Raw genomic sequence first — 25156 nt, 5'->3', positions numbered from 1 at the left:
TAATCAGTCGGCCCACAGCGGCATCTAGCGCCCGCCCGAGGACCCGTGAACGTCTACGCGGCCCGCGCCGCTTCGGCGCGCCGAATTCGATGAGATTTGCAATGCGGCTGGAGTTCCAAACCCGCACCCACACATACGAGTTGGTGCGGCTGCCACTAACGCCTTCGCGAATTGAGAAGGAGTCCCGGAATCCCGCCTCTGTAGGGGCCTGGGAACGGGCCACGGTGAGCGCCGCGTGTGCGGCGTCTGTCAGCAGTCCCCGCGGGCCGTCGCCCTGGGCCAGGCGCTGAATCGCGGCCTCGTCGATGACGACCTTGACTGGTCGTGCCATCACGTCACCGCCGTAAGGGACGCCGTGATGTGGTGCGCCCGTCGCATCGTCCGACGCGTGAGCGGAGCACCCTCGACCCTGAACGTCCCCCGCTCCGTCTCCACCAGATCCTGAGCGCTGATGTCGGTACCCGCGGGAAGAATCAGCGCCCCTGCCTCCTCCACAGCTATGCGCGTAGTGGTGTGCACCTCGCCGTTACCTAGCCGGCCCACAGAACGGGCCACCAGGCGCCCATAGACGGGCGTTCGTGTGGTGTTCGACCAGTCGGCTACGGCATTGCCGTAGCGGTCCACAGAACGCCCCGGACGGACGATCGTTACAGCGTCCGGCAGTAGCTCGGCGCGCATGTCACCACCCCCATGTGACCCGCTCCCCATCCGCCCAACCTGTCGGCGTAATCCGTCGTACGGTCTCCCCTGCGGGACCAGACGACATAGGGACGGACGCGACGTACGGCAGTCCTAGGCACCGATACAGCGCCTCGCGCTCCGACGGCATGAGCGCCATTCCGTTGATGGCACTGCGGGCGAGGCTGTACGAGTAGTCACCGATGTTTTCGGTAGTGATTCCTCTCGGGTTCGACAGCACCCGCCCGGCGAGGTCCATGACGAGCTGGCGAACCGTAAGCGGGGGCGGCTCCGGAATGGCTACCGGGGCCACCTCCTCACGTACCAGGTCCGACGCATCCTGTAGCAGCAGCTCGCAACGGCGCCGCTCGTCGGCCGTCAGCGGTTCCGGTAGACGAGCCTCAAAGTCCCGGAGCGTTACCAGAGACTCAGCCACGGTTACTTGCTCTCTACCGGAGGCGTGACCGGCTTGAGCTTGAACGACACGGCGCGAAGCTGCCGCGCCTTGTCCTTCTCCTGGCCCTTCGGGGTGCCCTCCGGCGCATCAAGCACTTCGCCAATGCCCACGTAGGTGGACAGGAACGAACGGTCGCTTGCAGTACGGGAGTTGTAGTCACGCATCACACGGACGCTCAGGCCCTCGTAGGACGAAGACGAGCCTTGCGCCGAGGACGGTACGACCGGCGCCCGGTTCACAAGAATGTATGCGGACGGGTGATACGCGATGGCGGCCCCGGGGTCAATGTCGTTGCTGACCACGATCGTGAAGCCGGCCAGCCGGCCAATGGTGGACTCACGTAGAACGCTATCCGTGCCGGACGTGTCCACCCGGATCAGCAACGGGTCATTAAGTAGCGCGGACTCAACGTCAGCACCAACGACCAGGTACCGGCCAGCAACGGGCACGTCCTGGCGGTTAAGGACGTTCCGCGCCTTGACGATCATCTTTCGGACGGCAGTGTCGTTGATGGGCTCGCCCGTGGTCCTGTCAACATCAACCGTGCCGACTGCTGGTGCAGTCTGAAGGGTCGCCGCTAGCTTCTTCTCAATGCGCTTGACGATTGTCTTAGCCTGCGGATCGAGCACCTGAGCACCGAAATCCGTGACATCTAGAGTGAGTTCGGCGTCCGAGAGGTCAACAGCAGAATAGACGTGCTTGTCTAGCGGAACACTGATCTTCCACTCGGCAAGGTTCTCACTCTCGATACCGCCGGAGTTGTCGGCGCGTAGATCCTGCTCCGCACCATCCAACCGGGTCGGCCGCTTGATGTTCACCACGTCGCCGGCTGCTCCTGTGAAGTCCGCGCCGGAGTCACGTGCAACGAGCGAGCCAAGCACAACCTGGCGGTCTAGGAGTCCTAGGGTGGCGGCTGCGAGCTTCTCGGACTTCGCAAATACGTTGGGAGACATGAATTTACCTCTCTCAGCGCCGCTTAGAAGCGGGCGCGCTTAGCAATGGCCCGAGCCAGCTTGACCGGGTCGATATCGTCAGATTCAGTCGGCGGCGCATCCGTACCGGCCCCAACCGTCGGGGTCGGCCGCTTCGGGGCCACCGGGGTGGAATTCGTCCGCTCAGCAATCACGGATGCGGCAGACAGCAACTCGTCACGCGTAGCGCCCTGAATGAGGGCAACCACGTCCGCGGGCAGACCGGTCTCCTCGGCTATCTCTCGGAGCAGCAGACCGCGCCGCGCTTCGTCCCTCTCCCGCTGTGTCGTCTCCAGCGCGTCGCGGAGCTTCTGCTCGCCCGTCTTGCGCGCCTCCTCGGCCTCCTGGTGCGCCTGGACGATCGGCGCATACTCCGCCAACTGCGCTCGCAGGCGCTCAAGTTCAGCGTTTCCGTCCTTCGCCTCGGCTACCGGTGCCTCGGTCTCCGCATCACGTGATGCGGTGGTCTCCTCGACCTCCGGGGCCTGCTCCGGCTCGTTCTGTGTTTCGTCGCTCATCACGTACTCCTCTAGATTCGGATGGTTGCCTGCGTAGGTAGGCAGGCACTACGCGCGGCCCTCGATGAGCCGCCGGAACTGGAGGGGGTCGCCGCCCGCTTCGCGCCATACGGCGTCGTAGTGACGTTCCTGCGGCGTGGGGCGTGACCGGCGCGAATACACCGGTTCCATCTGGCACTGACAGGCCCGATGAACACCCGCACCCCGGCCGCCTCGACCAGTCCCCTTCCGGGACCCCGTGGCCGAACGCCGGTCCCTATAGACGGCGCCCCTACTGGCCAACATCGCGCAGAACGAACACGCCGACCCCGAGCACACCCGGCGCCATCCGATGCACCGCCGGTCCCGGTCGATGCCGTCGGCAATGACGCTGCGGCCGGGCCGGAGTATGTGCCCTGTCACGTTGCCGAGTTGGCCCGACAACGCCAGGCGCTTTGCTTCTTCCACCGGTACGCCGTTGGCTACGAGCCGGCGCACGTACCCCGGTCCGTAGTTGGACAGGACCCGTTCCACCTCTCCCGGCAGCGAAAGCCCCGGCGGGGAAACGGTGAACGCGTCGGCAACCACGCCCAGGGCGCGAAGCTCCGCCCGGCGAAAGCGCTCGAAGTAACTCGCGGCAGCTTGGCCCGACTTCGTTCGCGCGGCCTCGCACAGATCCTCGGCCTGGGCGACGTATCGCAGCCATGACGACTCGTCCGCAGGATCAACAGCCGCCCATGCAGCAGACAGGCGCCTAAGCGCATTGCCGGTCAGCGCCCGCTGCGCACGCTGGTGCGCGGCTGTCAGACGCTCGCCTAGCTCACTCACTGCCAACGGGCCCACCATCCACGGGAGTTGCATCCGTAGTGTGCTGGCCCATGAGGAGCTGCGCCGCGAGGTTTGCCGTGTCGTCCTGCGTACGCGCCTTACGCCACGCCTGCACGTCAACACTGGTCACGCCCGGTACGCGCTCCCATAGCGCCTCGGCCGGTACGCCCAACATCTGGGAGAGCTTCCCGAGGGCATCCACGGTGGCGCTCAGCGAACGTGCTTCAGCGTCGTGCCACACGACGCGCGCGGTTCTGTCGCCGGCCGTCGCCTCCTGGCCGTCCGCCTCAGCGGCAAGGCGTAGCGTCTGTTCCCACGCCTCGCCGTACATGAGCTGGCGCTCATGAACACGGCGGGACAGCCCTGATTCCGCGGCGGTAAGAGCGTCAGCACTGATGTTGACCATGCCCCCGAGCAGAAAATGCGGGGGAACCTGCGCAATAGCGCTCATCGATTTGATGGCAGCCTCACGGGAGGCTAGGTATCCGGATAGGTCTGTCTGTTCAAACTCGCCGAACCTAACGTCCTTGTTCTCGACCATCCACAGACGATCCACTGCCGCACGGAAAGTCTCGACCGGCTGACCCGTTTCCGGATCGCGGGGAATACTGATTCCTGACGCCCAACGCTGCCGAAACGCCGAGTAAGATTCCGCGATCTTCATGTTCAATGTCGTCTCGTTCAGGCGATCCTGAATCGGAATGAGCGGCACAACCTCCCCCAGCTCGTGCGGCATTGTGTCTGGGGCGTCAGCCCAACGGTTGCGGAACACCACAATCGGGCAGCGAGAAAGCCCGTGCGGCTCCGCCGTGCCGACGGCCCACTTATCGGGCCGCTCGTGCTCGCCCTCCGGCGTCAGCACCTCGGTAACCGCCTGGTCGTCCCACACCTGCCACCGCTCAACGTCCCTACCATCGCGCCGGGATCGTCCGAGGTAGCGCACCGCTCCGTCTAGCCACTCGGTATCAGGGTCAGCAGCGACCCCAGTGACGGACAGGGGAGAGAACGGCCGGATAGCCGGCGCGCGATCTCCGGGAGTCACAGCGACATACGCACGCCCGAAGGTCAACGCAGCTCTATGCACCGCGTTTTGACGTGAGTCGAGCTGGTTGGCAGACCAGTACCCCCATGGCACAAGATCGTTCGGAGTGTCCGTGCTGCGGTACCCCTCGACGCGAAGGTTCTGCGCGATCACCGACACCACGAGAGGCAGCCAGTTCTCGACCGAGCGAGCCACCAGGCGGCGGAATTCCGCCTCAGCCCGCTTAGGCATGTACGGGGCATCCTGAATCCCCCGCATGTACTGATCCACACGGATCAGTTCGGGCATTTCGCGCTTTCGCTGCGCTAGCCCCATACTCAATAGGTCTCGCGTATCCATGCGTCCCCCGTCTAGCCAGACGCGCGCAAGGCACCGCATCACGTGATGCGGTGCCTCTAAGGCGCCGGCGCTTAGCTCAGAATCCGTATACGGTCGTGTCACCAGTGACGCGCTTCTCAATAACGCCCGCTTCGAGCGCCTTGCGTCGCGCCTCACGCGCAAGCACGAGGGCGGCAGCAGCATCGACCTTGCGTTCCGATTCCCTGCTCTCCTTACCAAAGGACACGCCGAACGCATTCGGTCTACGTCTGGCATTTTTCAGGTGAGTCAACAGCCGGGGATCGTCAGCAACAGTGATCGTCCGATCTTCAAAAGCCGCAACCGTCGATTCGGCAGCGAAGGTGAAATCTCGCACCCTACGGCGCATGTCGAACGCGACCGAATGCCCCGGGGACGCCTTGATGAAAAGCACCTCCCGGTAATCCTCGGCCCAGCGGTCTACGTAGCCCTCAAAAAAGGCAAGGTCGGCGAAGAAGGCCACAACGTCCCACCGTTCAAAGGCCGTTCGTACGGCCTCATCAACGGCAGCGCGGTCAACCTCCCACCCTCGCCCCTCAGGGCCGTCCGGTCTCTGCCAGATGCCAAGGGGCCATGAATGGCCAGTGGCCACGTCACAGGCCATCAGGCAAGTTGCGTCATGTCCTCGGCTGCCATCGAACCCCAACGTGATCAGCGAGCCGTCAGCCGGTGCCGGAGCGCCCACAGCGGCAGCGTCTACGTCCAGCGGTTCTAGCCAGGCGTCGGCGGCCGCTACAACCTGATTCAGATAGAAGCGCCGTTTCTCTTGGGCATCCGCTGTGGGGTCGTAAATCTCCGCTAGCAGCCGATCAAGGTCAACCCACGTGGAATCCCCGTACGCAGCCCGTAGACCGGCTTTCACGGCCTCAGGGTCCGCCGGTTCCCACGACTCCGCCGGGGCCTCTACACAGTCATATAGGACATCATCTAGGCCACCGTCCGCACGGCGCGATAGGTGTGCCTCGTACTCCGCGCGACCAACCGTCTCTTCGGAGGGGTCATGCGCATTCGTCGTGAAAACAGCCCGGCCGCCAACTTTGGCAAGGTTCCGCTTGATGACCTGAGCCATTTTGTCTCCACTCTGGCTATACCGCCAATGATGGATTTCGTCCCCCACGACCATATTTGGCCTGGCGCCCTCCAATGAGGCAGACGACGCTGTAACGGGCTCAATCTTGCCGATACCGTGTTGAAACTGAATCAGGGTCTTACCAGGGTCAATACCAAAATCCGCAACGGCCGGCCCCTCAGCCAGCATGCCCCGCACCGGATCAAGCGTATTCATGACCTGCTGATAACTAACAGCAGCCATCTGCACCCACGGCGCATTACGCCGCTTCCCCGCAGGATGCCAATTACCGAAAGGATCTCGAATGCCCGGCGCATCCTCGTCCACCACACACGGGCCGACGTACTCAATCAGAGCAAATGCACCGAGCAGCGGGCTTTTCCCCAGCCCTTAGACCTCCGCAACACTCCCATGCGATAGACAAATCGGTTGCGCTCATCCAGCGCATAAAAGTGGAGCAGGAACCTAAGTTGCTCCTTCGTCCACACGAAAGGCTCCCCGGCTCGGGGGCCGTCGGGCTGCCGAATGTACTTGATAGCCCACGCCCAAATTGACCAACCGAGCGTGCGCCTAGGCCACCCGTCGGGGAGATTTCCAGTTTGCATGACTACCCCTCGTCAGAAAACATGCCCTTATAGGCGCTCAGGTCAAGAACTTCGGCCGCCCCATCGGCAGGCTTGACAGTGTTCGCCGTATTCGCCATTCGCCCTCGTAGACGGTCAACATGCGTGGCGCCAAGAAGGGATTCGTTCTGCCTGACTTCCTTCATGATCTCCAGTGCCGCGCGCATCTTGCGCGTGTCCGTCGCATGCTCCGCCACCGTCAGACGGTTATAGCTATCGACCAGCGGAAGCAGCGCTAGAAGACGCTGCCAATCCGTCCCAGCGAAGTGCGCAGCCTGCCCGCTCTCCGCCCACGTCTGCCACCATTCGCGAGTGGCCTTGAGCCATCGCTTAGGCGTAGGAATAGACGGCGCGGGCACCGCATCACGTGATGCGCTGGAATCCGACGACTCAACGCCAAATGTGTCAGCGTTCCGCCTGCGCTTGTTTTCTTTCGGGGGAGGCCCGAAACCTGCCATGCCTCCCCCTCACATCTAGTACCTATCGGGCGTCGGGAGCTTCGCCGTTGCCCGCTTCGGATTCCCCTTGACGAACGTCAACACGTACTGATGGTGCCGGCCGACCTTCCGCGAAGGGCGCCACTGGTTTTGAAGACGCATCGCAGTAGTGCCGATCTGATTCAAAAGGATTCCGTCATTGTAAAAGCGCGCCCCGGCATCCTCATGGGCCGCAATAGTCAAAGGGATGAGCCCGCGCAACATCCCGGTAGATGCCCGCACCTCCCCAACAACCCATGTGCAAAAAGAGTCGTCAGCGAGGCAGCGCACCGATTCAGAAATGATCTTCCGGTACGTCTCTTCGAAGTCCGTCCAGCGCATCGCGGATAGGTCCGCCGGGTGATCCGAGTAGCGCTCTAGATTGTGGTAAGGAGGGCACGTGAACACGTAGTCAAACCCGCCATCTGGAAGAGATGACAGTACCTCGCTCGAATCTCCAAGAATCCACCGCGGGGGGCTAACTAGAAGGTCGCGCGCACGCCAATCCGCCGCGTTCTCCTCGTTCACGTCTACCTGCACCGGGGACAGATCGATACCCGTGTACTGGTAGCCCCCGTTCCCGGCAACCAGCCCACGCACGGGACCGCCCGCGAAAGGGTCAAGAATGCGCCCGCCCTCGGGGCAATACCACGTGTAGCACGCCTCCGTGAGCACAGGATCGAAGATCGACGCCTTACCCGCTACTCCGGGCATCTGGCGCTTCATGTCCTCGGCGAATCGCCCCCCGTTCTTGCCGATCGTGACAACGTGTTCCCGTCCCGACTCGCCCGCCAGGCCGAAGTCACGCCATGCCCGTTGCCGTTCCCTCCACGCCCCCAGGTCGCTCCGTAGCACTGAGAACGGAAAGACTCCGGGAATCGCCCCCTCATTCACACTGCCCCCTACCTACACACCTAGCTCAGGTGTAATATAAAAACCCCCAGACCCGTACACGGACAGGTCTGCTATTGGCCCCCGGCTCGGGGACAGAACAAAGGGGGGTCCCCCCCCCCACCCTCAACGCACGAATTCACTAACCGGCGTCAGCATCACTTTCCCCGCTTCGCATTTCACGCGAAGAATTCAACATTTGCGTTCGTGCTGATCCGTGACTTTCACGCTTTCGTTCGCGTCTTTGACGCTTAGAGTTCGCAGCGTTCGCACCTTCACGCGCCGACTTTCTCGCGTGATGAAAGCGGCAAAGCGCTTGTAGATTCTCAGGAGCGTGATTGTTTCCGGGTTCGATGTGGTCAACGTCAGTAGCGAGCAACCCACACAGGGCACCGGTATCCGCACGTACCCACTGACATAGCCACTGATCGCGCTGCAACACATGCGCACGACGCGACCGCCAGTCAACAGGTAGGCGTTCTTGCCGCGTGCTCCCTGCCCATCCCCCGCTAGCCCCCATGCCCCCACTCACCCCCGTATGCCCGGGGTCAGAACGGAGGGGCCCCCGTTCCAAAGTCCTGCCGGGTCTTCAGTTTGTGGCACGGACGGCAAAGGATCTGCACGTTGTCCGGCACGTCCTCACCCCCTTGAGACAGGGGCGTTATGTGGTCCACGTCCACGGCAGACGGAAGGAACTGCATTCGGCACGTAGCGCATCGAACGTAGCCGGCCTTGCGTACTGCCTTGCGCATGAGCGCTGCCGCATCGCTGCCCCGAGCTATGGCCGCGCGGCGCCTACGATGGGCCCTACGGGGACCACTGTCCTCGTACGCCTGGTGGTGAACGTCGCACCGCCCACGGTGAGTTGCCCACTCGGGGCATTCAATGCAGCGAACCCGCATGGGCACCCCCTCAGAGCTGACCACCGCATCACGTGATGCGGTGCCCTGCGTGCCCGCCCCCGGACTCGAACCGGGAACACCCGCTTTCTAAGAGCGGTGCCTCTTGCCAGTTGGGCTAGGCGGGCTAGCTTGCGTCCGGCCGGATTCGAACCGGCGTCGCCCCACACGGGGAGTTCTGGGCCGCTGAACTACAGACGCTTTAGGCGTTTCCGCGGGAGCTACCCGCCACGCCAAGGGATCACCGGGGCGAGCCCTGTAAGCGCGCTACTCGTCCCACACGGGAGTTTTCACGCGCTAGCCGGCCGGGCGGGACTCGAACCCGCATCAGAGCCCGGAAGTGCATCGGGCGTGCTCTACCACTTGAGCTACTGGCCGTAGAGAGACGGGGTGGACTCAGTCCGCCGTGTTCGTGGCCGTACGGCCGCATGGTGAGGGTGCGCGGTAACCGCCCCGTCTCTGCCCTTACTAGAGCGGGACGGTTGCCTTGGAACGGATGCGCCGGCCCCAGTTGCGGCGGTACCTGCCGTGGGCCCGGTCACGTGGCGATAGGGCGCCGTCTCCGCCACGGCGGGGCAAAAAGTTGCCCCTCTCTGCAAACCCCTCCATACGTGTAAGGGGTTTTCAGGAAGGGGCAACTTTTTGCCCCGTTCGTTCATGTCAGCCGTTGCCGAAGATGCTCCTACCCACGTCGAGGGAGGCGGGGGAGTCGGGGACGGCAGGCGTGCCACCGTACTCCGGGGTGAGTCGGATACCGGTCAAGTACCAGCACCCCTCGATCTTGACCTCTTGCACGCCGGCTTCCCCGAGTCGGAGCTTGGTGAACTGGGGCGTGAACCGGTTCCGGGCTATGCCGTTGGCGTCCTTCCACTCCTTGAGAGCTGAGTTGAACGCCGCACGCGGCACCCTCGCGTCCGCGTCGTAGACGAAGAGATCGTCAATGAGCGGGCTAAGGGGGTTGACGGCCTCCTTGTGCTTGCGGGTTGTCTCGCTCACCGCCTCAGGGGACTTGAGCCCTTCCGCGTAGTAGCGCATGGCGCCGCGTACGCACCAGGCCGCAATGCCCTCCGCCTCTGCGGCGAGTCGGTCATCGAGGGTGCGGTCTTCCCGGCCCTCGAAACTCTGGGTGAACTCGACTGCCCGCACGCGTGACCAGATCGCCGCGCCCTGACTCTGGAACTGCGGCAGGTAGTTGGAGAGTAGGACAATGAGGTACTTGGGCACGTACTCGAATGTTTCGCGGTAGAGGTGTCGTGCCTGGATGGAGTCGCCGCCTGCATGGCGTTTCAGCAGCTCGTCATTCATCGGGGTGCCCTCGCTGCCTTCGGATGCTGTGACGATGCGGGCCGTTCGCATCCGGGCAATGTCTTCTGTGTGTGCGGCGCCTCCGCGCTCGAAGACGCTGAAGTCAACGTCCTTGACGAGGTCCGGGCCGAACACCTTCTTCAGGGCGCGGATGATGGTGCCCTTGCCGTTGCGGCCCTTGTTGCCGAACCAGACAGCGAAGGCGTGTTCGCGGTTTTCTCCGGTGATGGCGTACCCGAGGAGCGTTTGCATGTAGTCGATGACCTCGGGTTGGTCGGGGAACACGTCGGCGAGGAACTGTTCCCACTGGGGGCACTGCGCGTCGGGCCGGTAGTTGGTCGGTGCCGCCTTGGTGAGCAGGCACTCGGGGTACGCGTCGCGAATCTCGCCGGTGTAGAGATTGACAATCCCGTTGGCGAAGGTGAGTAGGTGAGGGTATGCGTCCAACTCGTCAGCCGCCACATGCAGTTCTGGCAGTGCCTCTAGTTCTCCCGCGATGTGCCTGCGGTGGTGGGTGCGGCGGAGGTTCATGGCGGCCTCCGCTAGCCACTCGTTGCCGGTCTCGCCTGCCTCCTTCAGCATGTCGTCGCTAACGGTGGTAATGCCGTCCATGGCGGGCGCCTGCTTGTGCCCGATTGTCCATGCGTTGCCGTTCCACTGGAGCCAGCCCATGTGTGGGGAGAAGCGGAGGCGGCCGTCGAAGCGTTCGGCGCAGTAACGCGCGTAGTCAACGTGCCGGATGCCGTCGGCCCCCCGGCTGAGTCGGCCCTTCCATATGGGGTCGGTAGTCATCAGGACTCCCCCGTTTCGTCGTGTTGGCGTGCGTCGGTTGGGGGTGTTGTTGGTGGTTGCTGCCGTGTCGGCCGCTCCCTCGTGCCCCTCAGTACGTCCGGAGCGGGACGGTTCCCCGCGTACCGCGTGTCTGGACCGTCTGTATGGCCGTCTGCGGGCATGAGAAAGCCCCGGCAGGGGTTTCGCCAGGGCTCTCTGTCGTGGCGCTCTAGATGCGCTTACGCAGCTTTTTCGCAGTCCTGTTGCTGGGTGGGTTGCGCCCACTCGATGTCAAGTCGTTCGTGGCCGTTGAACCGGACACCTTGGCGCGGCGCTCTGCGCACCGTGATCCGGTCTATCGCCAACCGAAGAAGGTCCCGCTTCATGGGCAGTGATGCGGCATCCCATGCAGCCGTCAGCGCGTCCAAGCTGGCGGAGCGGAACGGAAGTTGAACCGTGCCACCACCGTTGTACGTGCTGAGTTCTGCACGGGCGGCTTCAATTGCTTCGTTGGCCTCACGCAGCAGCGGGCCGAAGTACCGCGCCGCCGCGCCGTCGTAGACACCAGCCTGGCGGTCATCAAGGAGTCGCTTCAAACCCGCCTCAGCGGCGCGCAGTGCCGCCCGCGCTGCCTGTTCCTCCTCCGTCTCCTCGGGCCTCATGCGGGCCGTCCAGCGCTCAGAGACGGCGAGCATGATCGGATCATCGGTGTCAGCGTGGGTAAGCCGGGCAAGCCACGCTTGAAAGACGAATTCCTCAATGGAGTGCTTCTTAGCTGACGCGATGGACGGGCACCCCGTTCCGCCGGTCGCTGCCTGACACAAGTACGCGCGCCCTCCCATGGACACGGACCGACCACAGCCAGCACAGCGCAGCAGACCGGTAAGAAGGTGCTTCGCGCGGGTGGACTTAGACCGGGTTCCCTCGGGGATTACGTGTCCCTTGGATAGTGCCGTACGTGCAGCACGCTGCCGCTCCGGGGTGACCAGCGCCCCGCCGTTGACCTTGAGGTGTACGACCTTTCCGGCGCTGTTGCGGTAGGGCTCCGGGTGGCCAGGACGTATCTGGATCACCTGAGTCCCCGAGTAAGCAGGGTTGCGGGTCATCCGGTGCACGTAGGCGAAGCCCCACGATTTGCCGCCTGGCGACGGAATCCCCATGCCGTCAAGCCAACGGCAGACGCTAAGAGTTGATGCGTACTCTTCAGCGATCTTCCGGAACATCTCCCGCAGCAGTCCGGCGCGTGTCCATTCAGTTCGCGTCGCAAGGTGGCAGACATACGGAGTCTCGTCCGGCGACAAGATGCGGTCACGGGAGACGATGTATCCCCAAGGGGCGCGTCCCGCGACCCAACGGCCGGCGTCGCGTTGGTCTTCCTTGGTGTCGCGTACTCGCTTGGAAAGGTTCTCGCTGTACTCGCGTGCCTCTTCAGCGCGATTGATGATCCAGCGCCGGTCACGCGGTTCGCTGGAGTCGAGGCCGTCCAGTTCGAAGACAACTCGTGCCTTCCCGATGACCTTGAGAAGGTCTTCGGCGCCGCGGCGGCTAAACCGGTCGATGAGGTAACACCACAGCGCGGGTACCTCTCCCGTGGCCAAGGCACGCAACGCGCGGTCGAAGTCGGAGCGCTTCACGTCTTTGAAGGCGCTCTGTATGTCTGTCCAGACTTTGCGGACGGCGTAGCCGTTGCGGTGGGCCCAGCGGTGGCCTTGTTCCTGCTGGGCGTCAGTGCTCTGTTCCCTGCGGTGGTCGTCCTTGCGGAGCTTCTTGGACTTCCGTGTGTACAGGTCGATTGCGTTCGGTTCGGTCTTCCCGCAGATGGTGCAGACGTGCTCATCGGTCATGATCAGTGCGCTCCCGGTAGGCGTTGCCCCTTTGGAAGCACCTAGAACGCAAGGGTTTCCAGCAAAACCGCTGGTCAGCGCAAGGTGTCTAAGGGTTCACTCCTCCTCCGCCAGCAGCAGTCTGATCATGCGGGCCAGCTTACGGCCCGACGCGGGCACGGCGGCCGGGAGTCCGCGTGCGGGGCAGCGGGGTGGACCCGGCGGGGCCCGCCCCTCAGGCGGGGCCGTTCACCGGCTCCGGGGAGCTGTCCGGCGCGGGTATCGGGCCGTCCGGGGACGGGGCGCGCAGCGGGACGAAAGCCCGCAGCACGAAGCCGCCGGAGCGGGGAGCCTGGCCGGTCTCCAAGTAGCCGTCGGTGAGCGCCAGCCGCTCGCGCAGGCCGGCGAGGCCGTTGCCGTCGTGCTGGGCGCGGGACGGGCCGTCCCCGTCGTCGGCCACGGTCAGGCAGACGTAGCGGCGCTCGTCGGCCTCCCACTCCTCGGTGAGCAGCAGCTCGCAGCGGCGGGCGCCGCTGTGCCGGACGACGTTGGTGACCGCCTCGCGCAGCGCCCAGGCCAGGGCGCCCTCGGTGTCGTCGGTCAGCCCGCGGTGCTCCTCCTCCAGCGACGCGTCGACGGTGAGCGCGATCTGGGCGGTGCGCAGCGCGGCGCGGGCGCCGGCCAGCTCCACCGCCAGGCGAGGGCGGCGGTAGCCGGTGACCGCCTCGCGGACGTCGACCAGGGCCTGGCGGCTGACCCGCTCGATGTCGGCGACCTGCTTGGCGGCGTCGTCGGGGCGGCCGGGCAGCATCCGCCCGGCCAGCTCGCTCTTGAGCGTTATCAGCGAGAGCGAGTGCCCGAGGAGGTCGTGCAGATCGCGGGCGAGCCGCAGGCGCTCCTCGTTGGCGGCGAGGCGGGCGACCTCCTCCCGGGCGGCCCGCAGCTCCTGGGTGGTACGGACCAGGTTCTGCACGCCGACCATCACGAAGCCGCTGCCGAGGGCGGGCAGCGCGTAGGCGAAGAGGTAGTAGTTGCGTATCTCCGGATAGCGGATGCCGACGGCGATCAGCACCGCGGTGATGAGCGGGATGACCCAGCGGGAGCGCTGCCAGGGCAGGACCACCGCGGAGGCCACGCTGGTGAAGATGAACAGCACCAGCCAGGAGTAGCCCAGCGTCCAGGTCAGGAGGACGGACAGCAGCACCATCACGATCAGCGGGGTGTACCGGAGGGCGAGCGGCGGCTTCCGCAGCATGTGGCGGAAGACCAGGAGGGCGTAGGCGAGGACGAAGAGCGTGAGGCCGACGACGCCCCATATCCGCTGGCCGGTGCTGAAGCCGCGGTTGGTGAGCTCGGCCACCGGGCCGGCGAGGTAGAGCAGCCAGATGGCGATCCACATCGACTTGCCGACGGCCTGGCGGCGACTGCGCGGCCGCTGCCCGATCAGCACCGGGTTGCGGTCGTCCGCCACGCTCGTCGTCTTCACCGGTCTCATGCCTTTCGCGTGTCCTTGCGGTACAGCCAGGCCGCACCGCCCACGAAGAGGATGAGGTAGCCCAGCAGGATGGCCACGTCCTTGACGTGCGGGGCGCCGCCGGCCTCGACGGCGGTGCCCAGCGCCGCGTAGGCGTGCGTCGGGAGCCATTCGGAGATGTTCTGCACCCACTGTGGCAGCAGCGTCATCGGCATCCACAGTCCGCCGAGGAAGGCCAGCGCGAAGAAGCAGAGCATGGAGACCGGGCGGACCGCGTCGCCGGTGGCCACGTAGCCGATGGCGACGCCCAGGGCGGCGAAGACGAAGCTGCCGAGCCAGGTGCCGACGGCGATGGCGAGCCACTGCCAGGCTTCGAGCCGGACGTCCTTGACGACCGCGCCGGCGATCAGGACCAGCAGGATCGAAGGCAGGCTGACCGTCGCCGCGGCGGCTATCTTCGCGGCGACATAGCCCCGGCCGGGCAGCGCGGTCAGGCGGAGCTGGCGCACCCAGCCCTGCTCGCGCTCCTTGGCTATCCGCTCGCTGTTGCCGAGCAGGACGGCCGTCATGGCACCGAAGGCGGACATCGAGACCATGTAGTAGAGGCCCATGGTGAGGCCGGTGCCGGTGAGCGGCTTGTTGTCGGCGCCGCCGGCGATGAGGAGGTAGAGCGCCGGCGGGTAGATCACCGAGAAGAACATGAACTTCTTGTTCCGCAGCGCGCGGAGGATCTCCAGCTTGATCAGAGTGGTCATCGGGCCGCCTCCTCGGCGGTGGTGATGGCGATGAACGCCTGCTCCAGGCCGAGGCCGGAGACTTCGAGGTTGCGCGGGTAGAGACCGAGGCCGTAGAGGGCGTGCACGGTGGCGTCGGCGTCCTGTGACTGGATGCGGACGGTGCGCGCGGCGCCCGCGGCGGAGCCGCTGTGGGACACGGTCAGGGACGTCAGGTGCGGCAGGGCCTCCAGCGCGCTGCGGTCGGGCAGCTCGTCCAGGTCGAAGGTGATCCGGCGGGCGCCGGCCCGGGCCTTGATCTCGGCGGAGGTGCCGTCGGCCAGTACCCGGCCGCGGTGCAGCACGATCACGCGGTCGGCTATCTCGTCGGCCTCTTCGAGGTAGTGCGTGGCGAAGAGGACCGTGCGACCCTCGTCGGCCTGGCGGCGCATGGCGCCCCAGAAGGTCTGCCGGGAGGAGACGTCCATGCCGGTGGTGGGCTCGTCGAGCACGATCAGGTCGTTGGCACCGGCGGTGGCGAGGGCGAAGCGCACCCGCTGCTCCTGGCCGCCGGAGAGCTTGCCGACGAGCCGGTCCGCGATGTCGGTGATGCCGGCGGTGGCCATGACCTGGTCCACGGAATAGCCGCGCGGGTGCAGATCGCGGGCGAGCCGGACCAGCTCGCGGACCTTGACGCCCTCCATCAGGCCGCCGCTCTGGAGCATCGCGCCGACCTTGCCCTCCTGTATGGCGCGCTGCGGGGTGGTGCCGAAGAGGGAGACCTCGCCGGTGTCCGGGGTGCGCAGGCCGAGGAGGAGGTCGAGGGTGGAGGACTTGCCCGCGCCGTTGGGGCCGAGGAGGGCGACGGTCTCGCCGGGGTGCAGCTCCAGGTGGAGGTCGGCCACCGCGCGCACCGCGCCGTAACTCTTACTGACCCCCTGGAAGCTGACCACCGGGGCCCGGCCCGCGTCCCGCGCGGCGGTGAGTGTGGTGGTCGCTGTCGTCGTCATGGCACTCAGCTTCCTCGATCGGCGGTGCGGTCCGGCAGTGTCAGGTGTCCGCAAAGCGGCATGACAGATGTCATGGGTGAGGCCCCCTAGGGGGAATCCCGGAGGACTCTCCCCAGAGGGCCTCTGACCTGCTGGTGTTGAGGATACGGCGGTCGGGAAGCGGAGATCCCGGCCGTCAGTTGCCGTTGGTCGCGATGGTCTGGACGCGCTCGGCGGGGGTGCTGCCCTGCAGCGCCTTGCCCACCGCGCCGGCCACCTCCTCGACGCTGACCGGGTGCTTGCTGCCGTCCCCCTTGGTCACCATGACGCCGTCGAAAGTGGTCCCGTAGAGCTCCTTGAGGGCCGTCCGGTCGTAGAAGGGCACCAGCTCGCCGCTCACGATCTTGAAGGAGAAGAACTTCGGGATGGACTTCTGCGGGCTGAAGGAGACCGCGTGCTGGGGGTCCGTCCGCACCGTGATCAGCCCGGACATCGCCGGCTCGGCGAACTGCTTGAGCGCCTTGTCCACCGCGGCCTTGCTGACCTTGGGCTGCTGGGTGGTGGCGGCGAGCACCACGGGGGCGTCGCTGCCGGTGCTGACGCGGTTGAGGTAGGCGTCGGTGATCTTGCTCTCGGAGGCCGCGGCGTCGATCGCCTTGTGGGGCGCGCCGTAGTGCGGCACCGCCTTGCCGTTCTCGAACGTGATCCCGCCGTCGGCGGTGGCGTCCGCCGGGCCGGTCACGTTCTGGAGCGCGACCCCCAGCTTCTCCTTGTCGGCGATCACCGCGGGCTGGGCGGTGCGCTTGACGCCGAAGAGCGAGCCGATGACGGAGACCGGGTTGTAGTCCCGGCCGGCCGCGTTGCGGACCGTCGCCTGGAGGTCGACGTCCAGGCCGGCCCGGGCGGGCAGCAGGCTCTCGGACTTGCCGTCGACGGTGATCTTCAGCGGTGCGGTGCGGCGGTCCTTGAGGGCCGTCTCCAGCTTCTTGACCGCGTCGTCCTTGGAGGTGCCGCCGATGTCCACGCCGAGCGCGGTGGTGTTGTTCGGCACGTCGGCGTGGTCGAGCAGCAACCCGGCACCGTAGGCGACGCCGGCCAGGACAACCACAGCCACGCCGAGGAGCACCAGCTTGTTGCGGCCCTTCTTGGGCGGGTTGATCGGCTCGGGGATCTTGGGGCGGGGCTTGGCGGCCGCGCTCTCCTCGGCGCTGCCGGGCGCCGCGGCGAACGGGGTGGCGGTCTTCGGACCGTCCTTCCCGGGGACCTTGGGGATCCCGCCGACCAGGGTGTCGCCGGACACCTGGCCAACGGGGCCGCCGCTGCGCGGGCCGCCCTTGGGGCCGGGCCGGGCGCCCTTGTCCTGTCGGGGGCCGCCCGCGATGCCGGGGCCGGCGCCGGCCGGGGGCTGCGGGGTGAGCTCGGCGGTGTCGTCGCTCAGCCGGCCGGCGGCGCTCTTCCCCGCGCTGGGGTCGCTGAATCCGGGCGGGAGGTCGAGCGCGGAGTCGCCGCGCGCCGGGCCGGCCGTCGGGCCGCTGGGGGCCTGCGGGCCGTCGAACGGGCTGCGGTCGGCGGCGGGCTGCGCCGGGGCGTCGAACGGCGAGTCGCCGCGCGGGCCGCCGTCGAAGGGCGACGCCTCGGCGCGCCGACCGCCGTCGAACGGGGAGGGGCCGGCCAGCGGGTCGCCACCGGGCGCGTCGCCGCCGAAGGGGTCGCCGCCCAGGGGATCGCCACCCAGCGGGTCCTTGCCCAACGGGTCGTTGCCCAGCGGGTCGCCGCCCAGCGGGTCGTTCTCGTAGGGCGAGGCGGTGTGGCCGCGGGCGCCGTCGAAGGGCGTGCCGCCGCCCTGCGGGACGGGCCCGGAGGCCGCCGCCGGGGCGTCCGAGAAGTACGGGAGGTCCGGGCGCTGCGGGGTGGACGGGCCGCCCGCCGCCGCTGCCGGCGCCCCCGGCACCTGGTGGGTGCCCGTGGTGGAGGACTGCCCACCGGCCGGCCCCTGGGGCTTGCGCGGCGAGAACCAGTCGCTGGTCGTCTTCTCCTTCGGGGTGGCGGGTGCCTCGCCCGCCGCGGCCTCCGGGCGCGGCGTCTCCGCCGTCCGCTCGGCGGCGCGCTCGCCACCGAAGGCAGGACGGGACGTCCCCGGGGAACCGGAGCCGCCGGCGGAACCGCCGGATGCAGCCGATGCGTTCATGCCGGACTCCTCACCGACGGGCTTGCGCACGACGACCGGCGGGATGGGGCGGGACCCCGGGATATTGATCTTGATCCGCGTCGTCAGCGTGGTCTCGGTCTTGGGCTCCTCCGGCCGGTCCGCGGATCCGGGCGCCGACGCCTCGCCGGCTTCTCCCCTGGGCGAGCCGTAGGGCGGTGTCCCCGACGGGTAAACGGCTCCGCCACGGCCCCGAGGGCCGGAGGACGAACTGTCAGATTCACGACTCAAAGCAGGTTCTCCCGGTTGGCTCCGCCGCTCGTCAGACATGATCCCCCGACCTGAAGGCCGGGCGGGGAGTCTCCAGCGTCAGCGGGAGGGGCGCCCCCAGGGCGGCGCGGCGGCGCGCACCACCATACTGTCCGCCGCCGTCCGGCACTCCGAGTGCGCGGCAAGACCGCCGCATCGGCCGTGACGCCGGCATCGGGGCCGGCCGCCCGTAACTGCCCGGCGCACGCCCCGATATGGGCCGCGTCATCCGCCAACTCGGCCACGGGGCGCGGCGGTAGCGCGGAACTGGTGAGCGGTGGCGCAGATCACAGCGATCACGATGCCGCCCAGGAGGAAGGCGTACGAGCCGAGCCCCGGCCCGAACAGGAAGTCGCCCTCCGGCCGGACGTCGCTGATCAGCAGGAACACCGTCACCAGCCAGGCCGCGCCGGGCACCAGCACCCCGCCCGCGGTCCCGGTCGCCCTGGCGCCCCCGTGGAAGAGGGTACCGATTCCGGCCAGCGCCAGCAGCAACCCGCCCGGGAACCAGGCCGCTTGGACGAGCGTGCCGGCGAGCGCGACCAGGACACCGGCCACCAGTAGCAGGACGTAGACGCCCACCCGGCCCGGCGTCAACGGTGCGCTCGCGGAGGCCCCGCCCGGTGGTGCCGCGGGGGCTCCACCGCGCGCCGCCGCGCCGCCACCGGACGCCCTGGTCCGCTGGCCCTTGTCCGCGTCGGCGCCGCCCTTGTGGGGGCCGCGCCGTGCCGCGGTCCCGCCGCCCTTCGACGTCGTCATTCCGCCGCCTCCTCACGTCGGGCGCGCTCGGGCGCCCCCGTCGAACCGGCCGACTCCAAGATCCCCGCGAAGAGATCGTCCTCGCGCTCCCCGTCGGCCGCGCCGGACTTCCCGTGCACCAGCCGGTAGTGCTCCGTACCGAACAGCGGCTGGCCCAGGTCGTTGGAGAGCGCGAAGAACGCCCCGTCGACCACGATCTGCGTCCCGTGCGCGCGCATCGCCGCAGCCTTCGCGTCCGCGTATTCGCCCGCACCGGAGAGCGTCGCGGTGACCGCGTCGTCCGGCACCACACCGGGGACCTCGTCCACCGCCGCGACCCCGGCGAAGCCGTGCTCGGCGGCGGCCACCGCGGCCAGACCGGCCTCGACCTCGGAGCGGGGGTTGCAGTTCCAGTAAATCTTTTCGATCGCATACGCGCCGCCGAGGTCCGGGCGGAAGTCCGCCCGCGCGGCCAGCTCCGCGGCCCGCATCGCAACGCGGTGGGCCTGAATGTGGTCGGGGTGCCCGTATCCGCCATTCGGGTCATAGGTGACCAGGACCTGGGGGCGGACCTCCCGGATGACGGCCACCAGGTGGGCCGCCGCCTCGTCCACGGGGGCCCGCCAGAAGCAGCCCGGCCGGTCGTTCTGGGGCGCGCCCATCATCCCGGAGTCCCGGTAGCGGCCGGGGCCGCCGAGGAAGCGGTGGTCGGTGACGGCGAGGGCGGCCATCGCGTCGGCCAGCTCGCGGACGCGGTACGGGCCCAGGGTGTCGTCGCGGTCCGGTGCCAGGTGGGCGAGCCCGGGCGGGATGACCTCGCCCTCCTCGCCGCGGGTGCAGGTCACCAGCGTGACCCGGGCGCCCTCGGCCGCGTACCTGGCCATGGTGGCGCCGTTGTTGATCGACTCGTCGTCCGGGTGCGCGTGCACCAGGAGGAGGCGGCGACTGGGAGCGTCGCTGCGCCCCGCGGGCGGGTGGGAGGTCATGCCGACAGCCTACGAGCCGGCCGCGGCGCCCCCGGCAGCCGCTCTGCACGATCGTCCCGGGGCCCGCCGGGGCCGTGGCCGGGGCGGGCCGACTGGGACGGTCAGCGGCTCAGAACTTGATGCCGCCGATCATCCCCGCGACGTTGGTCGTCAGGCTCTTGATCGTCGGGGCTACGGACGAGCTGGCCAGATAGAAGCCGAGCAGCATACAGACGAAGGCATGCAACGTCTTCAGCCCGGACTTCCTGATCAACAAGAAGACGATGATCGCCAGCAGCACCACCGCCGAAATCGAGAGTGCCACGGCGGCCCACCTCCAAGTACGCATGGTCCGGACAGGGTTGACGGTACGTGAGCCAAACGGACAGCACGACGTACCCGGGTATGCCAAGGGCTCTTGTACCCCGCACCCCCTACGCGCATGGGATCATAACTTTCCGTCGTTGCGCATAAGTCGGTGCACCGGAGCACGATGGGGGCGCACGCCGTTTTCCACAGTCCCACCCGCCGCGGCCGCTGCCGCCGTAGGCTCGGCACATGACCGGACAGCTTCCCTTCCCCCGGCACTCGGCGCGCACGCAGCGCTTCACGCTCGGCGCCCCGCGCGCCTTCGCCGTGGCCCCCGACGGCGCCCGCGTCGCCTTCCTCCGCTCCGCCACCGGCACCGACCGCAGCCAGCAGCTCTGGGTCCTGGAGCTGGACGGTGGACGGGAGTTCACCGCCGCGGACCCGGGCGCCCTGTTGGCCGGCGCGGAGGAGGACCTGCCGCCCGAGGAGCGGGCGCGCCGCGAGCGCAGCCGCGAGGGCTCGGCGGGCATCGTCGGCTACGCGGTGGACGCCGCCGTGGAGTTGGCCGCCTTCGCGCTCTCGGGGCGGCTGTTCGTCTCCGAGCTGCGGGCCGGCACCACCCGCGAACTCCCCGCGGCCGGCCCGGTGGTGGACCCCCGCCCGGCCCCCGACGGCCGCCATGTCGCCTATGTGTCGGGCGGCGCGCTGCGGGTCGTCGCGGCGGACGGCGGCGGGGACGCCGGCGCGGCCGCGGACCGCGCGCTGGCGGAGCCCGAAGGGCCCGATGTCACCTGGGGGCTGGCCGAGTTCATCGCGGCCGAGGAGATGGGCCGCCACCGCGGCTTCTGGTGGTCCCCCGACAGCGACCGGTTGCTGGCCGCCCGGGTCGACGAGTCGCCGGTGGCCCGCTGGTGGATCGCCGACCCCGCGCACCCGGACCGGGCACCCGCCCAGGTGCCGTATCCGGCCGCCGGCACCGCCAACGCCGAGGTCTCCCTGGCCTTCTTCGGGCTGGACGGCGCCCGCACGGACGTCCGTTGGGACACCGCGCGCTATCCGTACCTGGCCCGCGTCCACTGGTCGGCGGCCGGCCCGCCGCTGCTCCTGGTGCAGACCCGGGACCAACGGGCCCAGCGCTATCTGACGGTCGACCCGGAGACGGGCGAGACCGCCGTGCTGCACGAGGACCAGGACGAGGTGTGGGTCGAGCCGTTCCCCGGGGCGCCGGGCTGGACGCCCGACGGCCGGCTGGTGCGGATCGCCGACGAGGGCGGCGCCCGGAGGCTGTTCGTCGGCGACCGGCCGCTGACCGGGGAGCCGCTGCACGTCCGGGCGGTGCTGGACATCGGCGAGGACGACGTCCTGTTCGCCGCCAGCGGGCCGGAGTTGCACGACATCGGCGTCTATCGGGCGTGGTTCCACAGCGGCGGCCAGGAGGGCGGGGGCGTCTCCCCCGCCCTGACCGCCTGGGAGCGGGTCGGCGAGCGGCCGTATCCGACGGTGTCCTCGGCGGTGCGCAGCGGGCCGCTGATGGTGCTGACCCAGGCGTCGTTGGAGCGGCCGGGTGCCGTCTCGGAGGTGGTGCGGCTGGATCCGGACGGCGCCGAGAAGACCCTGGCCGTCATCGGTTCGCATGCCGAGACGCCCCATCTCGTCGCCCGGCCGCGGCTGGTGCTCGCCGGCGAGCGCCGCATCCCGTGCGCGGTGCTGCTGCCCACCGGTCATACGGAGAGCGACGGTCCGCTGCCGGTGCTGCTCGACCCGTACGGCGGCCCGCACGGCCAGCGGGTGGTCGCCGCGCACAACGCCCATCTGACCTCCCAGTGGTTCGCCGACCAGGGCTTCGCGGTGATCGTGGCGGACGGCCGGGGCACCCCGGGCCGCTCCCCCGCCTGGGAGAAGGCGGTCTCCCGGGACCTGGCGTCGGTGACCCTGGAGGACCAGGTGCACGCGCTGACCGCGCTGGCCGACGCCTTCCCCCTGGACCTGACGCGGGTGGCGATCCGCGGCTGGTCGTTCGGCGGCTATCTGGCGGGCCTGGCCGCGCTGCGCCGGCCGGACGTCTTCCACGCCGCGGTGGTGGGGGCGCCGGTCACCGACCTGCGGCTCTACGACACCCACTACCAGGAGCGGTATCTGGGCCACCCTGCCGAGGAGCCGGAGGTGTACGCGCGCAACTCCCTGGTGACGGACGGGGGGTTGTCGGGCGCGGTGGAGCCGCACCGCCCGATGCTGATCGTGCACGGCCTGGCGGACGACAACGTGGTGGTGGCGCACTCCCTGCGGCTCTCCTCCGCACTGCTGGCGGCCGGCCGACCGCACGAGGTGCTGCCGCTGACGGGGGTGACGCATATGGCCTCCCAGGAGCAGGTGGCGGAGAACCTGCTGCTGTTCCAAGTGGACTTCCTCAAGCGCTCGTTGGGGATCGCCTGAGGGCGGCCCCCCGCGGCGCCGGCTCACCAGCCCGGCGGGGGCGCCGAGGGCGGCGGCGGGGCGTTGCGCGGGCGCGCCGCGTCCGGCCCGTCGCCGTAGGCCACCGGCCGGCGCCCGCCCCCGGCGTCGTCCGGCACCCCGGGCAGGGCCGCCGCGCACAGCGCGCCGAGCCCGCAGACGGCGAGCAGCACGGTCGCGACGAGGGCGAGTCGGGCGGGCGCGGGCGCCGCGACCAGGTGGGCGAGCGTGCCGCTCCGCACGGCGGCGGCGAGCCCGGCGACGCCGTGGCCGAGCAGCAGGGCCCCGGCCGTCAGGGCGGCCGGCCGGGACCACGACGCCCGGCGCAGCGCGGCCGTTCCGGCGATCGCGGCCAGCAGGAGCAGCGCGAGGGCCGTCCAGTGCGGCGGGGTCCGCAGCACCGCCCCGGGGGCGAAGTCGCCCACCGGCGCGGCCGGGTGGCCGCCCGCGCCCGGACCCGTCGGCGCGCCGAGCCGCCCGGCGGCGGGTCCGGCAGCCACAGCACCGGCAGGCGCAGCAGCGCGGTGGCGGCCGCCAGGGACAGCAGCGCGCCCGGCGCCGTCGCCGCGCCGCGCCGTGCGGGCGGCCGCGAGCCCGGTCGCCGCAAGCAGGGGGTCGTACACCGCCGTTGCCGCCCCGGGTTCCCCGCCCAACAGGCCCACGGGGTGCCGCACGACGGCCAGGTCCCGGACGAGCCAGGCCGCCTCGGAGGCGGTGAGCAGCAGAGCGGCCGCCACCGCCGCACGGCGGGCGCCCCGGGTGAGATCGGACGACCGGATGGTGGACACGACCCGCCCCCGTCCGCGTCGGTGACCCACGAGGCCCACGGCGCCCCCGCGTTCGCGAAGGCGCTACCACAGATCTACTCCCATCTCAGCCGTCGGACAACAGACATGGCGGGAACCAGACCGTGAAAGCCGCACAAAACGACGGTCGGCCGGGGCGCCGCTGGCGTCCCCGACCGACCTACGGCACCCGCACGGCCGTACGGTGTTCATCATGGCGCGTCCGTATATCGGTGTTGCGACGGTCAAGTTGCCCGCGTGTTAAAGCGATTGACGGTGAGATGTCCTAAATGCGGCACATGACGGTCCCATGTCAAGCACGCCATGGCGACGATCTGCGCAATCTTCGCTCAAGAAGCGGACGACCTGTGCACAAGCACACCTCATACCCTTGACTCCGCCGTAAACCACTTGCGAAAGTCGCGCTCATCCAGCGGTGCGACCGGTGCCGCTTCACGTTCCAAGAGAACTCGGCGCGGGGGCACTTCGCGATGACTAGTCCATCCCAGACCGCGGCAAGCACGTCTGATTCACCAGGACCTGCGCCCAAGGGTCTGAAGAAGGAGAAGAAGAAGGGCACGGGCGGTGAGCTCGTCGGCCGTTCCCCCGGGCAGTTGATGTGGGCGCGCTTCAAGCGCGACCGCACGGGCATGATCTGCGCGATCGTCGTGCTCGCCTTCTTCCTCGTCGCGGCCCTGGCCCCGGTGATCGCCTCGCTCTACGGCAAGGACCCGTACACGCTCTACGGCGGCCAGGACCCGAGCCTGCTGGACGAGTTCAGCTACCCGGCAGGGCCCAACGGCGGCATGTCCAGCGACTTCTGGTTCGGCATCGAGCCGGGCCTCGGCCGCGACCTGTTCACCAACCTGCTCTACGGCATGCGGACTTCGCTGGGCATCTCGCTCGCGGTCACCATCCTGGTGGTCGTCACCGGCACCATCATCGGCATCACGGCCGGCTACCTCGGCGGTCGGACCGACTACTGGGTCGGCCGACTGATCGACTTCCTGCTCGCCTTCCCCAGCCAGTTGACGTTCGTGGCGTTCATGCCCGCGGTGATCGCGCTCTTCGTGGCACCGGGCGACGAGACCCCCACCTATATCCGCGTGATCGCGCTGATCCTCGTGCAGTGGGCGCTGGGGTGGATGGGTCTGGCCCGTCTGCTGCGCGGCCAGGTGATGTCCCTACGGGAGCGCGACTTCGTCGAGGCCGCGAGGATCACCGGCGCCTCCCCCTGGCGCATCATCACCAAGGAACTGCTCCCCAACGTGGTGACCCCGATCCTCGTGCAAAGCACCTACATGCTCCCGCTGTTCGTGACGGCGGAGGCCGGCCTGTCCTTCATGGGCGTCGGCATCGTGGACCCCACTCCCGACTGGGGCCGACTGTTCAAGACGGCCGGCCAGATCTACGAGAACGACCCGACCTACCTTCTCTTCCCCGGCGCCGCGATGGTGATCTTCGTGCTCTGCTTCAACCTGCTCGGGGACTCGGTACGGGACGCCTTCGACCCCAAGTCCGGGCGCTGATCGCCCTCTTGACGGGGGAGCTGTCACCCCCGCGCCGGTGGCGCACCGGATGCGTCAGACA

At 68.4% G+C, this 25156-nt stretch carries 20 protein-coding genes and 3 tRNA genes; 2 read left to right on the top strand and 21 right to left on the bottom strand.

Going from position 1 to position 25156, the window contains the following annotated elements:
* Positions 1 to 1116 precede the first annotated feature (1116 nt).
* The 20 genes from ACIQU6_RS29060 to ACIQU6_RS28965 all read right to left on the bottom strand — a co-directional run bounded on the left by ACIQU6_RS29060 (position 1117) and on the right by ACIQU6_RS28965 (position 20346).
* Positions 1117 to 2088, bottom strand: a complete 972-nt coding sequence (locus tag ACIQU6_RS29060; RefSeq protein ID WP_403484650.1) for a P22 phage major capsid protein family protein — start codon at positions 2086 to 2088, stop codon at positions 1117 to 1119.
* A gap of 23 nt (positions 2089 to 2111) precedes the next feature.
* Positions 2112 to 2624, bottom strand: coding sequence for a hypothetical protein (locus tag ACIQU6_RS29055; protein ID WP_403484649.1), 513 nt, complete (start codon positions 2622 to 2624; stop codon positions 2112 to 2114).
* Positions 2625 to 2672: 48 nt separating this feature from the next.
* Positions 2673 to 3431: a hypothetical protein gene (locus ACIQU6_RS29050; protein WP_403484648.1), complete on the bottom strand. Its 759-nt coding sequence runs from the start codon at positions 3429 to 3431 to the stop codon at positions 2673 to 2675.
* Positions 3424 to 4788, bottom strand: a complete 1365-nt coding sequence (locus tag ACIQU6_RS29045) for a phage portal protein (RefSeq protein WP_403484661.1) — start codon at positions 4786 to 4788, stop codon at positions 3424 to 3426. The genes ACIQU6_RS29050 and ACIQU6_RS29045 overlap by 8 nt, the downstream gene beginning before the upstream one ends.
* Before the next feature lie 100 nt (positions 4789 to 4888).
* A complete protein-coding gene (locus ACIQU6_RS29040) occupies positions 4889 to 6148 on the bottom strand; it encodes a terminase (RefSeq protein ID WP_403484647.1) in 1260 nt (419 codons plus the stop codon).
* Between the two features lie 358 nt (positions 6149 to 6506).
* Complete coding sequence (locus ACIQU6_RS29035; protein ID WP_403484646.1) at positions 6507 to 6980, bottom strand: hypothetical protein; 474 nt, start codon at positions 6978 to 6980, stop codon at positions 6507 to 6509.
* A gap of 15 nt (positions 6981 to 6995) precedes the next feature.
* A complete protein-coding gene (locus ACIQU6_RS29030) occupies positions 6996 to 7892 on the bottom strand; it encodes a class I SAM-dependent methyltransferase (RefSeq protein ID WP_403484645.1) in 897 nt (298 codons plus the stop codon).
* Positions 7893 to 8437: 545 nt separating this feature from the next.
* Entirely contained in the window at positions 8438 to 8641 is a 204-nt protein-coding gene (locus ACIQU6_RS29025; protein WP_403484644.1) for an HNH endonuclease, read from the bottom strand.
* Positions 8642 to 8841: 200 nt separating this feature from the next.
* Positions 8842 to 8916, bottom strand: a tRNA-Leu gene (locus ACIQU6_RS29020).
* Positions 8917 to 8921: 5 nt separating this feature from the next.
* Positions 8922 to 8989: transfer RNA gene (locus ACIQU6_RS29015), tRNA-His, on the bottom strand.
* A gap of 100 nt (positions 8990 to 9089) precedes the next feature.
* Positions 9090 to 9166: transfer RNA gene (locus ACIQU6_RS29010), tRNA-OTHER, on the bottom strand.
* A gap of 282 nt (positions 9167 to 9448) precedes the next feature.
* Complete coding sequence (locus ACIQU6_RS29005; RefSeq protein ID WP_403484643.1) at positions 9449 to 10885, bottom strand: phage/plasmid primase, P4 family; 1437 nt, start codon at positions 10883 to 10885, stop codon at positions 9449 to 9451.
* Between the two features lie 218 nt (positions 10886 to 11103).
* Positions 11104 to 12708, bottom strand: coding sequence for a recombinase family protein (locus ACIQU6_RS29000; protein ID WP_403484642.1), 1605 nt, complete (start codon positions 12706 to 12708; stop codon positions 11104 to 11106).
* 214 nt (positions 12709 to 12922) lie between these two features.
* Positions 12923 to 14182 carry a histidine kinase gene (locus tag ACIQU6_RS28995; protein ID WP_403484641.1) on the bottom strand — a complete coding sequence of 420 codons (1260 nt, stop codon included), beginning with the start codon at positions 14180 to 14182 and terminating at the stop codon, positions 12923 to 12925.
* Positions 14179 to 14916 (bottom strand): ABC transporter permease, encoded by a 738-nt coding sequence (locus tag ACIQU6_RS28990; protein WP_403484640.1) that lies wholly within the window; start codon positions 14914 to 14916, stop codon positions 14179 to 14181. Before ACIQU6_RS28990 ends, ACIQU6_RS28995 begins: the two co-directional genes overlap by 4 nt.
* A complete protein-coding gene (locus ACIQU6_RS28985; protein WP_403484639.1) occupies positions 14913 to 15884 on the bottom strand; it encodes an ABC transporter ATP-binding protein in 972 nt (323 codons plus the stop codon). Before ACIQU6_RS28985 ends, ACIQU6_RS28990 begins: the two co-directional genes overlap by 4 nt.
* A gap of 175 nt (positions 15885 to 16059) precedes the next feature.
* Positions 16060 to 18051 (bottom strand): hypothetical protein, encoded by a 1992-nt coding sequence (locus ACIQU6_RS28980; RefSeq protein WP_403484638.1) that lies wholly within the window; start codon positions 18049 to 18051, stop codon positions 16060 to 16062.
* Positions 18052 to 18543: 492 nt separating this feature from the next.
* On the bottom strand, positions 18544 to 19077 hold the full coding sequence (locus tag ACIQU6_RS28975) for a DUF6113 family protein (protein ID WP_403484637.1): 534 nt from the start codon (positions 19075 to 19077) through the stop codon (positions 18544 to 18546).
* On the bottom strand, positions 19074 to 20042 hold the full coding sequence (gene mshB, locus ACIQU6_RS28970) for an N-acetyl-1-D-myo-inositol-2-amino-2-deoxy-alpha-D-glucopyranoside deacetylase (RefSeq protein ID WP_403484636.1): 969 nt from the start codon (positions 20040 to 20042) through the stop codon (positions 19074 to 19076). The genes ACIQU6_RS28975 and mshB overlap by 4 nt, the downstream gene beginning before the upstream one ends.
* Positions 20043 to 20151: 109 nt before the next feature.
* Complete coding sequence (locus tag ACIQU6_RS28965) at positions 20152 to 20346, bottom strand: hypothetical protein (RefSeq protein WP_274913505.1); 195 nt, start codon at positions 20344 to 20346, stop codon at positions 20152 to 20154.
* A gap of 233 nt (positions 20347 to 20579) precedes the next feature.
* On the opposite strand from ACIQU6_RS28965, the gene ACIQU6_RS28960 reads away from it, so the two are divergent.
* A complete protein-coding gene (locus tag ACIQU6_RS28960) occupies positions 20580 to 22763 on the top strand; it encodes a prolyl oligopeptidase family serine peptidase (protein WP_403484635.1) in 2184 nt (727 codons plus the stop codon).
* A gap of 23 nt (positions 22764 to 22786) precedes the next feature.
* Here the strand turns inward: ACIQU6_RS28960 and ACIQU6_RS28955 are convergent, their stop codons facing one another.
* On the bottom strand, positions 22787 to 23569 hold the full coding sequence (locus tag ACIQU6_RS28955; protein ID WP_403484634.1) for a hypothetical protein: 783 nt from the start codon (positions 23567 to 23569) through the stop codon (positions 22787 to 22789).
* A gap of 488 nt (positions 23570 to 24057) precedes the next feature.
* Here ACIQU6_RS28955 and ACIQU6_RS28950 point away from each other — a divergent pair, with 488 nt between their 5' ends.
* Entirely contained in the window at positions 24058 to 25095 is a 1038-nt protein-coding gene (locus ACIQU6_RS28950) for an ABC transporter permease (RefSeq protein ID WP_403484633.1), read from the top strand.
* Positions 25096 to 25156: the final 61 nt, after the last annotated feature.

Source organism: Streptomyces sp. NPDC090442, from assembly GCF_044769405.1.
GTDB lineage: Bacteria > Actinomycetota > Actinomycetes > Streptomycetales > Streptomycetaceae > Streptomyces.
This window is presented reverse-complemented; position numbering and strand designations above follow the sequence as displayed.

Coding starts and splice junctions, on each gene's coding strand:
- ACIQU6_RS29005 (WP_403484643.1), bottom strand. CDS start 10,885: ATGACTACCGACCCCATATGGAAGGGCCGACTCAGCCGGGGGGCCGAC.
- ACIQU6_RS28980 (WP_403484638.1), bottom strand. CDS start 18,051: ATGAACGCATCGGCTGCATCCGGCGGTTCCGCCGGCGGCTCCGGTTCC.
- ACIQU6_RS29035 (WP_403484646.1), bottom strand. CDS start 6,980: ATGGCAGGTTTCGGGCCTCCCCCGAAAGAAAACAAGCGCAGGCGGAAC.
- ACIQU6_RS28960 (WP_403484635.1), top strand. CDS start 20,580: ATGACCGGACAGCTTCCCTTCCCCCGGCACTCGGCGCGCACGCAGCGC.
- ACIQU6_RS28950 (WP_403484633.1), top strand. CDS start 24,058: ATGACTAGTCCATCCCAGACCGCGGCAAGCACGTCTGATTCACCAGGA.
- ACIQU6_RS28990 (WP_403484640.1), bottom strand. CDS start 14,916: ATGACCACTCTGATCAAGCTGGAGATCCTCCGCGCGCTGCGGAACAAG.
- ACIQU6_RS28995 (WP_403484641.1), bottom strand. CDS start 14,182: ATGAGACCGGTGAAGACGACGAGCGTGGCGGACGACCGCAACCCGGTG.
- ACIQU6_RS29000 (WP_403484642.1), bottom strand. CDS start 12,708: ATGACCGATGAGCACGTCTGCACCATCTGCGGGAAGACCGAACCGAAC.
- ACIQU6_RS29045 (WP_403484661.1), bottom strand. CDS start 4,788: ATGGGGCTAGCGCAGCGAAAGCGCGAAATGCCCGAACTGATCCGTGTG.
- ACIQU6_RS29025 (WP_403484644.1), bottom strand. CDS start 8,641: ATGCGCAAGGCAGTACGCAAGGCCGGCTACGTTCGATGCGCTACGTGC.
- ACIQU6_RS28975 (WP_403484637.1), bottom strand. CDS start 19,077: ATGACGACGTCGAAGGGCGGCGGGACCGCGGCACGGCGCGGCCCCCAC.
- ACIQU6_RS29060 (WP_403484650.1), bottom strand. CDS start 2,088: ATGTCTCCCAACGTATTTGCGAAGTCCGAGAAGCTCGCAGCCGCCACC.
- ACIQU6_RS29055 (WP_403484649.1), bottom strand. CDS start 2,624: ATGAGCGACGAAACACAGAACGAGCCGGAGCAGGCCCCGGAGGTCGAG.
- mshB (WP_403484636.1), bottom strand. CDS start 20,042: ATGACCTCCCACCCGCCCGCGGGGCGCAGCGACGCTCCCAGTCGCCGC.
- ACIQU6_RS28985 (WP_403484639.1), bottom strand. CDS start 15,884: ATGACGACGACAGCGACCACCACACTCACCGCCGCGCGGGACGCGGGC.